The sequence below is a fragment of the Sphingobacterium sp. ML3W genome (assembly GCF_000747525.1).
Classification (GTDB): domain Bacteria; phylum Bacteroidota; class Bacteroidia; order Sphingobacteriales; family Sphingobacteriaceae; genus Sphingobacterium.
This window is the reverse complement of sequence record NZ_CP009278.1, coordinates 678,193-693,285: the sequence shown is the minus strand read 5'-3', so window position 1 is coordinate 693,285 and position 15,093 is coordinate 678,193. Positions and strand designations below refer to the sequence as shown.

General features: G+C 38.8%; 9 protein-coding genes. 5 read left to right on the top strand and 4 right to left on the bottom strand.

Features of this window, described 5'->3' with window-relative positions; translation table 11 throughout:
- Positions 1–4 precede the first annotated feature (4 nt).
- Both KO02_RS03175 and KO02_RS03170 read right to left on the bottom strand, forming a co-directional pair.
- On the bottom strand, positions 5–670 hold the full coding sequence (locus KO02_RS03175) for a hypothetical protein (protein ID WP_038695766.1): 666 nt from the start codon (positions 668–670) through the stop codon (positions 5–7).
- A gap of 15 nt (positions 671–685) precedes the next feature.
- Complete coding sequence (locus tag KO02_RS03170) at positions 686–2,431, bottom strand: hypothetical protein (protein WP_038695764.1); 1,746 nt, start codon at positions 2,429–2,431, stop codon at positions 686–688.
- Positions 2,432–2,655: 224 nt separating this feature from the next.
- Here KO02_RS03170 and KO02_RS03165 point away from each other — a divergent pair, with 224 nt between their 5' ends.
- From KO02_RS03165 to KO02_RS03155, 3 genes are all read left to right on the top strand, one after another.
- Positions 2,656–4,443, top strand: coding sequence for an alpha-L-fucosidase (locus KO02_RS03165; RefSeq protein WP_144243250.1), 1,788 nt, complete (start codon positions 2,656–2,658; stop codon positions 4,441–4,443).
- A 142-nt stretch (positions 4,444–4,585) separates the two neighbouring features.
- Entirely contained in the window at positions 4,586–6,460 is a 1,875-nt protein-coding gene (locus KO02_RS03160) for a PAS domain-containing sensor histidine kinase (protein ID WP_051959747.1), read from the top strand.
- A complete protein-coding gene (locus KO02_RS03155) occupies positions 6,461–6,916 on the top strand; it encodes a response regulator (protein ID WP_051959746.1) in 456 nt (151 codons plus the stop codon).
- A gap of 66 nt (positions 6,917–6,982) precedes the next feature.
- On the opposite strand, the gene KO02_RS03150 is transcribed toward KO02_RS03155, so the two are convergent.
- Together KO02_RS03150 and KO02_RS03145 are read right to left on the bottom strand one after the other, a co-directional pair.
- Positions 6,983–9,226, bottom strand: coding sequence for a glycoside hydrolase family 20 protein (locus KO02_RS03150; protein WP_038702050.1), 2,244 nt, complete (start codon positions 9,224–9,226; stop codon positions 6,983–6,985).
- A 133-nt stretch (positions 9,227–9,359) separates the two neighbouring features.
- Positions 9,360–11,135, bottom strand: a complete 1,776-nt coding sequence (locus tag KO02_RS03145; protein WP_038695762.1) for an aminopeptidase P family protein — start codon at positions 11,133–11,135, stop codon at positions 9,360–9,362.
- Between the two features lie 136 nt (positions 11,136–11,271).
- Between KO02_RS03145 and dacB the strand changes: the two genes are divergently transcribed.
- Complete coding sequence (gene dacB, locus KO02_RS03140; RefSeq protein ID WP_081918293.1) at positions 11,272–12,693, top strand: D-alanyl-D-alanine carboxypeptidase/D-alanyl-D-alanine-endopeptidase; 1,422 nt, start codon at positions 11,272–11,274, stop codon at positions 12,691–12,693.
- Between the two features lie 110 nt (positions 12,694–12,803).
- Positions 12,804–15,083, top strand: a complete 2,280-nt coding sequence (locus tag KO02_RS03135; protein ID WP_038695760.1) for an NADP-dependent malic enzyme — start codon at positions 12,804–12,806, stop codon at positions 15,081–15,083.
- The last annotated feature ends 10 nt before the right edge of the window (positions 15,084–15,093 follow it).

The following is a 15,093-nucleotide window of genomic DNA, read 5'->3' as shown; positions in this document are numbered from 1 at the left end:
ATATTTATACTATGGAACTAAAACAATAACGATTCTCCACATTGCGCACCACTATTTTTCCCTGCTGGATCATGGTATACAAACAGTTTTTCAAATGCCTAGGATAAATTGTCAATTGCGATAATCCTGTCGTACAAACTTCCTGAAACAATTCCCAAGATGATTTTCCTCTTTCAAGAATTTTCTTGTCCAATAAAAAATCCAATTTACCCCGTACATGTATCATCGCATCCGACTCCAATTGCAAGTCCTTCTCAGCTTTCCATTCCTCCATATATAACAAAGGTGCCGCAGAACACTTTTTCCCTAGCTCAAATCGCCAAGGAATTTCAATTGTATAGTTCCACTTTACATCATCTTCCTCTATTTTGACACGAACGATACGTTCAGTTGAAACTTCATACGGTTCAAGATGAAAGGCCATTGGCACGACCTCCGAACTGATATATACGCGATCTAATAGCAGAGACTCGGCAGATAAAAATTTAGAAACCTGAAACATTTTCTCAAAATCCATATAGAAATGATCCGGTTTACCCAGTAAAAATGACAAGTCTTGCGGACTCCAACCTTGATTAAGCCTACGACTTAAATACGTGTACCACAATTGAAAATCACGTGAATACATCATTCCTGAATAGGAGCTTTTAATAATATGAGCTGTTTTCATAATTTAAGTTTATAGTTATTTAACGTTCCCCTCATGAGCAGCAACACGTTGTTCAATAGAGTGAACTACCCCTTTAAACAAGCGCTCATACAATTCAACAACAGCGCGGCCTTGTGTAATGACAACCGCTTCATGTTTTTCATCCATATCCATCGCCAAACTTTTCCACCAGATATCGTTTGGTTTTAGAATAATTGAAAGAATCAGCTTGTTGATTTCATTACCCCCCAAGACACCATCTATCACTTCAAAACTGGCAATGGCAGACCAATCCATAAGTTCTTGCAAATCCATATTTTTAGGAATAAAACCAATGGCACAACGGAGGTAAGTATGAATACCGATATGATGCAACTCGCGCAGTAATAGCAAAGCCGCGTCGGGCATCAATAAAGGAGCATCTGTCATCGTCATTAAGAGGTTTCGCATGACAGCAATCGCATTGTCTGCTATCACTTTTATCTTCTCAAGTTTACGGCTCCAGTCTACTTCTCCAGGTACCAGCTGCGAGTTGAAAGTAGACTTTTGCCGCAAAACGTAAGATTTTTCCCATACGATATTCACAAACCGGCTTCCCATTGCCAGATGCTTCTCCACATAGGGAAGATCTAGAAAGACTAAAGAAGCGCCCACATCCCCAAAATGCCTGCGTCGAAATGAAAAGGGTAAGCTTTTCTTTGTTAAAACAACCAAATAAAGCTCCATTTTGATGTCATTCGCCCCAACATCAACTTTATCATGAAAAGGATTACCTTTTGAAAATCCTACGGTTTGATAATTGACCAATAAAATCTGTTCAGGTCGATAAACTGAATAAATTTTATCTATCAGTGCATTCGCATCATCCTTATACTTTTGAGGCCAAGGAAAACTGGAGAAATTTTCCATGATGATAGGTCCAGCAACAATCGACTGAACTTTTTTAACCATGACAACAGCAGATTCTTTATCTACTGGTACAGTAGCAGCATGATCACTTCTCTCTTTAAGATATACCGCTACGCCATTCCATATAAAATCAACCATACTATCCAAAGCCTGACCAAATGCCTGACAATGCGCCAATAAAAACTCAAATTCTTCTTCTAAAATATCGAAACGATCTTTTTTCTTTGAATAAACATGACAAGTATCCAATAACCGCAGCAAAGGCGTACTATGCGTATCATAAGTAAAAATCTTAAAAAGTCCCGGTAAAGTGCCACGCATCAGTTTGAGAATATGCTCCAGATTTTGCGCTTTACCAATCGTTACACCCGCCATGGTTTGAAACCCTTTTAACCGCAACACAATAAACTGATGCAACATGGCTGTTGCTTGAAAATAATCCGTTTTAGATTGAAAATTGTAACAGGCGAACATGAATTCATCTGCTAAATTTTTGCCTTTAGCATAGTCCACATGAGACATTTCCATTAAACTGACCACTAGCTTACCCCCTAAAATGGGGGTCTTTTTGCTGTCTGCCTGATAAAGCAGGTGCGCAGGCAGAGACGCATACGTATAATAAAGACTTCCCTTTTTCAACTGATTGCTCCACTCCCCTGTCCATATCACATGGAATGGAATATCGGGCATATCGGCCATACAAAGGCGAATAATAGGTTCAATACTTTGAACAGAGATACCTTTTACAGGATTCACGACCAACAATAGATGTGGACTTTCGACGCTATCATTGAGAAAATTAAACAAAAAAATACGATCTAAATCAATCCGCTGAACCAATCGATCGACCAATAATTGGGTGTTAAGTTGCATAATTAGAGATTTATAATAAATAATATGTATAGATTTACTATACAAAAATATAGTATTTTTTAATATTAACAAATAAAAGTTTAAATTTTCTATACAATTGAGCAGAAATACAATAAAAATAGTTTATAGAATTACTAGGGCGCATCTTTGCACCAAGAAATACCCGTTTGACCATCCATAAAATATTTTCACTATCTTAGTCAATCTAAATTTCCATGACCTTTATGATACATTTGAAAAGAATCCTATTCAGTTTTTGTTTATTATTAAGCTTTACTTCCACAACTTTCGCACAAGAAAACCCGAAGACTAAATGGTTCAGCCATGATCGCTTTGGCATGTTTATCCACTGGGGACTGTACAGTGGAGCAGAAGGACTATGGAAAGGTGAAAAGCTACGCTATATGAACAATTACGCGGAATGGCTTCGCTACCGCAACCGCGTATCTAAAGAGGAATACGGAGAACTTGCACAACGGTTTGTTTGGGATCAGATCAACCCTGAAGAATGGGTCTTGCTTGCCAAAAAAGCTGGAATGAAATATATCATCATGACGACTAAGCACCACGATGGTGTAGCTATTTGGGATACCAAAATAGGTAACTATAGCCTTAGCAAGCTAAGTGGGAACAATCGTGATATCATTAAAGAACTGGCTGAAGCCTGTAAAAAGCATGATATGAAACTTGGCTTCTACTATTCACATTGGATCGATTGGGAGCATGCATACGGTTGGGACCATAATCAAGAACTGGCAGGCCATGTCAGCGATGCGCAATACAATCAATATTGGCAAGAAAAGGTCATCCCCCAATTAAGGGAACTTTTGACCAATTATGGAGATATCGCGCTGATGTGGTTCGACATGTGGATACCTTACCAAAAGTCAATTATTAAAAAAGAACAGTTGGAACAAGTGGCCCAACTTATCCATACCCTACAACCCAATTGTTTAATCAATTCGAGATTGGGTCTTCCTACTGATAAACAAAATGTAGATTTTGAAACTTTTGGTGACAATCAGTTTGGTACTTCCTATATCGATCATCCTTGGGAAACTCCAGGTACTATTGCCCATTCATGGGGATATAATGGGCAGGAAAATGAATGGAAATCGACGAGTCAAATCTTCAACTCCTTAATATCAAATGTAAGCTTAAATGGTGGTTTCACCCTCAATATAGGACCACGTGCCGACGGTACTGTTCCTTACGAAAGTGTTTCTAGACTTGAAGATATTGGAAATTGGTTAAACGAGCATGGTGAAGGAATCTATGGTGCTACAGGATTGGCCTTACGTGCCAATCAACATGATTGGGGATATTTGACCACAAAAACATCAGGTAAACAGACCCAAGTTTTTGCACAAGTATTCAATTGGCCATTAGATCGCGTACTTCGCATTTCAGGAATTAAGACAAAACCGAAACAGATCGCCATTCAAAATGACAGCAATAACGCAAATTTAAAATTTGAACAAATAGGCGGTATCTTACATGTTCACCTTCCAACAAAACAAAGTGATAAATTTGTGTCTACAGTTGTGCTGACTTTCGACCAAGAACTACAACTCGATCAGCAGATGGTTGCCGAATCTACTTTTGGAGGATTCGCGTTAAATAGTACCAATGCAATCCATAATGATCAATTAAAAGTTGTTCGCTATAATGGTAAAAACCCGAGGCATATACTGTCTACAGGTGAAGATATCGAGTGGGAAGTAGAATTCCCTGCAGCAGGAACATATAAAGTCGATGTGTCTGCGCATAATCCAAATAAAGAGGATATCAGCATCACGATTCGCACAAACACCGAAACCCTCAGTGGAAAATTAACACCAAATGGAATGATGGTGGTAGAGCCAAACGAAAACAACTATACAGAAGAATTTGTCAACACTCGGATCGGTACATTTAAAATTGAAAAACCTGGCCGTCAAAAAATAACATTCCATACCAATGGGAGCCAACAACTTTGGCTGAATAGTATATGGACAGAGAAACTGAAATAAAGATGACTTTCCTATCGTATGCGCGAGTTGGTAAACAATAACGTTCATTTTTAATTATTAAGTTAAACAAAATTTGCACATTTGTCTTAAATGATATCAAAGTAAAAGCATAATAATTCAGGTTATTTAACCCGACTCGAGCATGGAAATTGACAATAACGCAAGGAGCACTAAATTTCCCCTAGATCAAACATTTAGTTTAGAAGGACTTATTGTGCTCGATGCAGAAGGCTATTTTAAATCCTTAAATGAGCAAGCGAAATTGTTATTAGCAATTGACCATGTAGAAAATAGGAAAATTCAGGAATGCATATGCTTCTATGACATGGAAAACCTGCACCCGCTTTCTTTTGATGAACTTTCATTTCATCAGACCCTAGCAACGGATACAGACCACTTTGATATGACCTATGGTATTAAACTGGAGGACAACACCTTCAGGTGGTTATCCTTCAGCTCAAGAGTCCAGAAAGACAAATCAAAGACCTATGTATTACTCGCATTTCATGATGTTTCTAAGCTCGTCAACCAAAACAAGGAGTTATTTGAAAAGAAGGAGCAATTACAGCTTTTGATTGCCTCTCTGGATGATTTGGTATTTGAAGTAACCCACGAAGGTATTTTCACAAATTACTGGACCAACACACCGGACCTATTGTTTTACAAACCTGAATATTTTCTCGGGAAAAATTTAGGCGACCTCTTTTCAGGACCATTAGTAGCGACCACGCTTGCTCTTATCCGTAAGGCTATAGATCGAGATAAGGTATACAAACTGCAATTTCCATCCCCATTTGAGTCTCATAAGGGTAAATGGTATAGGCTCAAAGTAAAGCCCATTCACTTAACCACGGATCGCGTCATCTTGGTCATCTCCGATATTTCAAAACATGTGGCATCTTTAGAAAAAATCAGATTCAATGTGCATAAATTCGATCAAGCTTTCCAATTTTCTGGTTTAGGAATGTCCTTGACCAGCTTACAGGGCTATTGCATTGAATCAAATAAAAACCTAAGTAAAATTTTAGGGTATTCGCAAGAAGAGCTATCTGAACTTAATTTTTTAGATCTCACACATCCCGATGATTTAGAAAACGACTATCGTCAACGCCAAAGATTAGTCACAGGTGAAATGGATAGCTTTACATTAGAAAAAAGATATCGCCACAAATTAGGTCATTACTTTTGGTGCTCCGTCACCATCTCTGCTGTACAGAATCAAGATAATGAGGTTTCCTTTTTTATTGTTCAACTGCAAGATATATCGGTTGCTAAAAAAAACATGGATATCCTAGAAAGCCAAAAACAAGAACTGGAATTTGTCAAGGTAAATCTGGAAACAAAAGTAAGGCAACTGGAAGAGTTCAATCAGATTGTTGCCCATCACTTAAGAGGACCTGTTAGTAATATCCATATGCTTATCGAAGAATTGAAAAAAGAAAGCAGTACTGAAGTAAAGCATGAATACCTAACGCTAATTGAAAGCAGCAACAATAATTTAACAGATACGCTTCAAGAACTGTCTGACATACTAGAGTTACGTATTGACAATCAAACCATTGCACACGATAATTGTCATTTTCAAACCATCTTCGAAACAGTATCGCATCAATTTTCGGAAGACATACAACAAAAAAAATCAATTATTACAACGGACTTTCAGGTTGAAAATATCATTTATCCGAAAATTTATTTGGAAAACATCTTCAATAATCTGCTGAGTAACGCATTAAATTATACCGATCCAGAGGTAAGTCCCGTTATCCATTTAAAAACGTACATGGAAGATAATTCGACCATTTTAAGTATTCAAGATAATGGAATAGGTATAGATTTACCTAAATTTAAATCACAAATTTTTATGTTTAGAAAAGTATTTCATCGCGGTTTTGACAGTAAAGGCATCGGCTTATTTATGACTCGCTATCAGGTGGAGGCTTTGGGTGGTAAAATCGATATCGAAAGTGCTCTTCATAAAGGTTCTACATTTTTAGTGAAATTTTTAGAAAACAAATAAATGCATACGTCTGAAAACACCGGAAATAGAACAGTAACACTTGTAGATGATAATGCTATTTTACGTGTTATCTTCAGTAATATGATCAAAAACTTTCCCGACTTTCCTATTACGGTTAACTTATTTGAAAATGCATTGGATGCATTGGACTACTTTGAAAATAAAAGGAAAACGGGATTGTCCTTTACGGATCTTTTATTTGTTGATATCAATATGCCTTTCATGACGGGATGGGAAATGATGGATAGGTTCGAAATGTATCCTGTAGATTTTTTAAATCAAATGGATATCTATATTCTGAGCTCATCTACGAGCAAGACTGACCAAGAATTGATCCTGCAATATCCATTCATCAACGGTTATCTACCAAAGCCTATCATGAAGTCCGATCTTTACGATATCATTCGACAGCTGAATTGCCCCCCCTGCACAAGCGACAATAGCAATTTCTTATAAAAAATAATGCCTTTCCATTGCGTACAATAGAAAGGCATTATGGTATCTGCTAATAACAATAGCGGGTTAGTATACCGTCAACTCATCCACAAATAACCAAGCAGGGAGACCGGCACCTGCATGTCCTACAGGTATCTGATTCAGATGTTGCACTTCAACCTTGATAAACGGTGCCTTCTGTTTCTCAAAAGTCAATTTAATCGTTCCTTTTGATGCAGCTATTGCTTCTTTCCCCACCTCCTTAATCAGGCTGAAGTTTTGGTTATCGTTAGATACATATACTTTCACTGCCTGTGGATAAAAAATCCAGCTTGCATTTTGGTCCACTACATTCAACTCCACATTTGAATAGGATGCCGCAGAACCCATATCAATTGTCGCGACCAAATCCTCTCCATTGAAGCCTAACCAATTTTTCTTAAAATATTGCTTATTCCCATATACACCATCAACTAAAGTCGCTGCACCATTTGCTAGGTATGCCTCGTTAGGCTCATGCTGCAATTGAATAACTTTACCCGTAGATTGGCTAATGACAAAGTCTTGCTTTAAAACAGATCCAATCATACGATCATTCGCAAAGCTTGCAGCAAGGATGGTCATCGTTTTATCGACCAAAATGGGTCCTTGATAAACAGGGCTCTGCGCATTAGGCGCTGAACCATCATTGGTGTATCGGATCGTCCCATCTTGTTTGATGGTGGATAGTTCATAGTACATTTTCCCTTCTTTGGATACGATATGACCATTCAGTTCAAAAATAGCTTTACTATAATTGATATTCATTTTATCGAGATAAGCAAACTCATGAATCACTCTTTGCTCAAATGACTTATATGCCGCAGGGTCTGAAGTTCCCCATGCCACCTCAGACAAAGCCAACAAACGTGGAAACAACATGTACTCTACATGTTTGAAATCCGTGATATATTCCGTCCACATGTTCGCTTGTGGTCCTAAAATATGTTTTGCTTCCGTTGTATTCAATTCCTTTGGAATCGGATTGAAGCTATAGACTTTATCCAGACGCAATTCGGCATTGAATGCTAAAGGTTCTGATTGTGGATTTCCCTGATAATAATCCAAATACATATGGCTCACTGGAGTCATGATCGCATCGTGTCCTGCCTTTGCAGCATGGATAGCACCAGCTATACCCGTCCAACTCATAACCGTAGCATTAGGAGCTAATCCTCCTTCAAGGATTTCATCCCAACCAATGATGCTTTTGCCTTTGCCATTGATATATTTCTCCATACGTTTGATGAAGTAGGACTGCAATTCGAACTCATCTTTTAAGCCTTCTTTTTTGATCAATTCCTGGCAATGCGCACAAGTTTTCCAACGTGTCTTTGGTGCTTCATCGCCACCAATATGGATATAGTGACTTGGGAATAACGTGATCACCTCATCGATGATATCTTCTAGTAAAGCAAAAGTCTCTTCTTTTGGACAATAGATATCATCCATAACGCCCCAGGACGTCCCCACTTGAAATGGTCCACCAGTACAAGAAAGCTCTGGATATGCAGCCAATGCCGCTTGAGCATGACCCGGCATCTCTATTTCAGGAATGACCTCAATTTGTAGCTTCTTGGCATAGGCAACAACATCCTTGATTTGTTCTTGTGTGTAAAAACCACCATAACGACCGTCTTTAGTCAATTTAGAATCTTTCACATCTTCCGTTACCGCACGATACCCTCCAATAGAAGTTAACTTCGGATGACTTTTTATTTCTATTCTCCAGCCTTGATCATCCGTCAAATGCCAATGGAATTTATTCAATTTGTAACGCGACAGGTAATCCAAAAACAACTTAACCTCATCTACAGTAAAAAAGTGCCTACAGACATCCAGGTGCGCTCCTCTATAGGTAAATTTTGCATAATCCTTTATTTCTAAAGCAGGAATACTTCCTGTGATTTGGTTTTCTTCGGCAAGTTGTAACAACGTTTGGACAGCATAGAATGCCGCACTCTCGCTGGTTGCTGAAATGATGATGCCCTTAGCATCGATTTTCAACTCGTAATAATCATGTTGCTCGGCAACCGTATGGGATATTTTTTGAAATCGAATCGTTCCGGATTTCTTTAAGTTAACGTTAACCTTTAACAGACTTTCTAATTCATTGGCCAGATATTTCGCTTGTGGCTCAAATGTATTTGATGCTAGGGATAGATTTCCTTTCAATGGAAATGCACCCTGTGGTAATAGCTCCAAATGCTGAGGCATCGGAATTAAGTTCTTCTGTGCTAATGCCACAAAAGAATACAAAAAAATAAAACTTAATAGTAGGATTTTACGCATGATTATCATTTGGTCTTTCAACAAAAATAGCATTAATTTTAATTAATTTAAAACGTGACAGCAAACCAAGCCTATAAAAAGAGGCAGGAAATCTTATGACCTCCTGCCTCTTTTTATAGGGTTTAAAACGTATTTAGATCGCTTTAGTCTTATTTTTCAACCATGCTTTTTCCTCTTCATTTAAACGGCCTTCGAGTTTCTCGAATACCCATTGGTTGTACTGGTTCAACCAATCAATATGCTGTTGGTCCAATAATGTTTTGTCAACAAGATCCGTAGCAATATAGCAAATGGTCAAGGTCTCAAAATCCATGAAATCACCAAATATAGAAGATGCTGCGTTTCTAGATAAAACCAAATTTTCGATACGGATACCATGTTTTCCTTCGCGGTATAATCCCGGCTCGATCGAACTGATCATTCCAGCCTCAATAGCAACATCAATATTAGCGGAGTTGAATGTCTGCGGCCCTTCATGTACGTTCAAGAAGAAACCGACACCATGTCCTGTTCCATGCCCGTAGTTACGTAAAGTAGCCCAAATCGAACGTCTTGTGATTGCATCAATCTGATATCCTTTTGATCCTTGTGGATAAATCGCTTGGCTACCTTCAATCGTACCTTTCAATACGATCGTATAATCTTCTTTCTCTTCCTGCGTAATCGCTCCTAGTGAAACCACACGCGTGATGTCCGTCGTACCGGTCTGGTATTGACCGCCAGAATCTACAAGTAAAAGACCTTTTGATTTCAATTCGTAATTGCTTTCTTCAGTAGCCGAATAATGGGGCAATGCACCATGATCTAAATACCCTGCAATGGTATTGAAACTGATATCGTTAAAACCGGGTTGTTCCTCTCTAAATTCTTGCAATCTTGCTGCAATCGAAACTTCAGATTGATTACCCTGAGGTACTGCCGCTTCCAACCATTTAAAGAATTTTGTCATCGCTATCCCATCATTGATCATGGTTTCGCGTGTATGGCCAATCTCAACTTCATTTTTAATCGCTTTCAATGAAGTCGATGGATTGATCTTCTCTATAATGTTTACTTCCGATGGGATGGAGTCATAAATAGCAAAGCAAGTGCGCTTCGGATCAATCAAAATGGATGATACTGCGAGCTTGCTCACTTGTGCATATACTTCCGCATAAGGTTTCACCTCCACACCAGAAGTTTTTAGGCTTGCTACGGTAGCTGCTTCTAGCTTGCTTGGTTCGATATATAAAATAGCTTCATCTGCAGTAATATAAACAAAACCAAGAACTACCGGATTACATGGAACATCGCGACCACGAATATTCAATAACCAAGCTAAATCATCTAGTGAAGAAACGAGATGCGCTTGAGCTCTATTTTTAGCAAGAATGGCACGAACCGCCGCTAATTTGGATGCGGTCGACTGACCCGTTGTACTGTCTGCTAATAAATATGCTTTTTCTAAAGGTAATGAAGGTCTGCCTTCCCATAAGGTGGTTAACAGGTCCACATGTCCATCAACAACGATATCAAGTGGATTCAAAATTTGTTGAACAGATTGCGCGACTAACAAAGATGCTAGATTACCATCAAATGCAACCTTTGCTCCTTGAGGTAGATGCTCTCCCAACCAATCTGCATATTCCGCATTACCTTGTATTTTTAATTTTACCAATTCAAACCCGCTTCCTGCCAATTGTTCATTTGCTTGAACAAAATAGCGTGTATCGGTCCATAAACCTGCAAAGTCTTGTGTAATGACCAACGTACCTGCCGAACCTGTAAAGCCGGAGGTCCATGCGATACATTTATAACGTTCTGGTAAATATTCACTTATATGTGGATCAGAAGAAGGGATAATATAACCATCGACACCTTGGTCTTTCATCAAACTTCTTATTGCCGCTAATTTTTCTGAATGCGTCATTGTTTCTCTAATTTTATCATGCAAGTTAGGAAAATTTCAAGAAGTAAGTAGGGTATAAATGCTAACTTTTGACTTTCATATTAAACACTTTTGACCAAACAACAGTATCTTTATGAAAACAGAAAGATTATAATTAATGAAAATCAGTGCAACCTTTACCCTTCTTAGTATATTTATATTACCCCTATGCAGTACACCTACATTTTCACAATCAACCTCCAAAAGCAAAATTGAAGAAGCTTATCGTCAGTTTGAAAAAGACCCAGCTTTAAAAAATGGGACAGTTTCATTGACGGTATTGAATGCCAATACCGGAGAGCCCATTTTCCAACAGAACCAACAAGTCGGCTTAGCAACGGCATCGACAATGAAAATTATCACCGCAGCAACGGCGTTCGATATTTTGGGGAAGGATTTTAAATTTAAAACCAATTTATATTATACCGGATCTATTCAAGCTGGTGGCGTATTACATGGCGATATTATCATCGAAGGAAGCGGAGATCCTACCTTAGGTAGCAACCGTTATCCTGAATCGCAAGAAGAACAATTGCTAAACAAATGGATCTATACGATCCAAAGTGCAGGCATTAAAGAAATCCAAGGACGTATTATTGGCGACGATAGCCGATATGGGGGTTATCAAGTCCCAGGTGGATGGATCTGGTCAGATATCGGCAACTATTATGGAGCTGGCATATCTTCGTTAAATTGGCGCGAAAATGCCGTTGGTGTGGTATTCAATCCGAACAGCACGATTGGTAAACCTGCTACAATCGAAAAATTGACAGCAGATCTTTCTTATCTAAAAATCGTCAATGAAGTTTCTACCGGTAAAAATGGATCAGGAGATAATGTGTATGCGTATTCAGGCCCCTATGCTTCTAATATCTACATCAGGGGAACATACGGATTGGACCTCAAAAAAACGATCGAAATTTCCGTACCTGACCCGGCCTATGATGTTGCCTTTCAACTGTCAAAGGCTTTATCACATGTGGGCATCAAAACTGCTGAACCACCCAGCAACGGCAAAGCTATCGCATCGACAAATATTGCGAAACAACTTTTGGATACGCATGAATCGCCCGACTTAGCGAACATCATCTATTGGTTTAATCAGAAAAGTATCAACCTCTATGGCGAAGCGTTAGTAAAAGCAATTGCCTATCAGACGGCTCAAAAAACAGAAACAAATGAAGGAACTTCCTTGATACAGAAATATTGGGAGAATAAATTGCAGATCAGTAGTAGCGAACTCAATAATCAAGATGGATCGGGGCTATCTCCCCAGAATCGTGTCACCACTGCTGCAATGGCGAAAATCATGCAGTATGCACAATCGCAATCGTGGTTTCCGGAATTTTACAAAAGCTTACCTGAATACAATAACATGAAAATGAAAAGTGGTACGATTAACGGGGCCTTGGGCTATACTGGTATCCATCAAAATAGCTCTGGTGAAAAATTCACATTCGCTCTTTTGATAAACAACTACTCGGGGTCCAGTAGTGCGATGCGCAATCGTATGTTCACACTGTTGGACGTCCTCAAATAAATTGACACTTCAGAATAAATTTTTGACTATTTATCGTTTCTTTCTCAAAAAAAGAATGATACATTTGTAACCTAAGTTGAACAAACTAGCACTATATAATAAGAATTAAAATGAGTAATGTAAATCGTAAACAAGCAGCATTAGACTACCACTCAAAGGGTAGACCTGGTAAAATAGCAGTTGTGCCCACTAAGCCAACAAATTCTCAAAGAGACTTATCGCTAGCTTATTCACCAGGGGTTGCTGAACCTTGTTTAGCTATCGCTGCAAATAATGAAGACGCTTATAAATATACCGCAAAAGGTAATTTAGTTGCAGTAATTAGTAATGGTACCGCAGTATTAGGTCTTGGTGATATCGGAGCTGTAGCTGGTAAGCCTGTGATGGAGGGTAAAGGTTTGTTATTTAAAATCTTTGCTGATATCGATGTTTTTGATATCGAACTTGACACCAAGAATGTTGATGAATTCGTCAATATCGTAAAGGCAATGGAACCTACTTTTGGAGGAATCAACCTGGAAGATATTAAAGCACCAGAGTGTTTTGAAATCGAAAGACGTCTAAAAGAGGAAATGAATATTCCAGTGATGCACGATGACCAACATGGTACGGCCATTATTTCTTGTGCAGCTTTGATCAACGCATGTGAATTGATCGGTAAAAAGATTGAGGATGTGAAAATCGTTGTGAATGGTGCTGGTGCAGCTGCTATTTCATGTACAGGTATGTATGTGGCAGCAGGTGCAAAAAAAGAAAATATCGTCATGTTGGATAGCAAAGGTGTTATCCGTCGTGACCGAGAGACATTGGATACGATGAAAGCGATGTATGCTACGGATCGTGATATCCGTACGCTTGCTGATGCGGTAGATGCTGCTGATGTATTCATCGGGCTTTCAGCTGCTGATGTCTTGACTGCTGAGATGTTATTGACTATGGCCAACCAACCGATTGTATTGGCGATGGCAAACCCTAATCCAGAAATTGATTACGATTTAGCGCTAGCTACGCGTAACGATGTAATCATGGGTACAGGCCGTTCGGATTATCCGAACCAAGTAAACAATGTACTGGGCTTCCCTTATATCTTCCGTGGTGCTTTGGACGTACGTGCAACAGTAATCAATGAAGAGATGAAAGTAGCGGCTACTAAAGCCATTGCCGATCTTGCTAAACAACCTGTTCCAGAAGAAGTCAACTTAGCTTATAATACGAGTAACCTTAAATTCTCCGCAGATTACATTATTCCAAAACCGAATGACCCACGTTTGATCACAGAAGTTTCGGTAGCGGTAGCAAAAGCTGCAATTGAATCTGGTGTGGCGAAACATACCATTGAAGATTGGGATAAATATAGAGAAACACTTCGTAAAAGATTAGGTCAGGATGATGCTATCATGCGTAATTTGACCATGGCAGCAAAACGCAATCCTAAGCGTGTTGTATTTGCTGAAGCGGATAATTATAAAACACTTCGTGCTGCGCAAATCGTAAAAGAAGAAGGTATTGCAGTTCCAATTTTACTAGGTAAGAAAGCTAAAATCAATGCTTTAATTGCTGAATATAGTTTTGAATTGAGCGGTGTGCAAATCATCGACCCTTTTGAAGAAGCAGATTCGGAACGTGTAAATCAATATGTCGACCATTTATTTGTTAAAAGACAACGTCGTGGTCTTTCAAAATTAGATGCTAAAAAGCTTTTAATTGACCGCAATTACTTCGGAGCAAGTATGGTACAATTTGGAGATGCAGATACGTTAATCTCTGGTTTGACGAAAAACTATGCGAACACGATCAAGCCTGCCATCCATGTTATTGGAGCTAAAGAAGGTAGTCGTATTGCGGGGATGTACATGATGTTGACGAAAAAAGGTCCGATATTCTTAGGAGACACAACAGTCAACAAAGAGCCTTCTGCAAAAGAATTAGCAGATATCACCGTATTGTTAGATAAAGCTGTCAGAAGAATGAACGTGAGTCCACGTATTGCCTTACTTTCCTATTCTAACTTTGGTTCTAACGAAGGAAATACACCAACAAAAGTACGTGAAGCGATTAAAATCGTACACAAAGAGCATCCTGAAATTGTTGCTGACGGTGATTTACAAGCAAACTTCGCCCTTAATAGCGAATTGCTAGAAGCAAACTTCCCATTCAGTACTTTGAAAGGACAACCTGCAAATACGTTGGTATTCCCGAATTTAGAGTCTGGAAATATTGCATATAAATTATTGCAAGAGGTAGGTGATGCTGAGGCTGTAGGTCCAATTCTATTGGGTATGAACAAACCTATTCACGTATTGCAATTGGATAGTTCAGTTCGCGAAATCGTGAATATGGTGACTATCGCTGTTGTAGACGTTCAATCTTACGAAAAACAAGGTAACTAATTACTTTTCC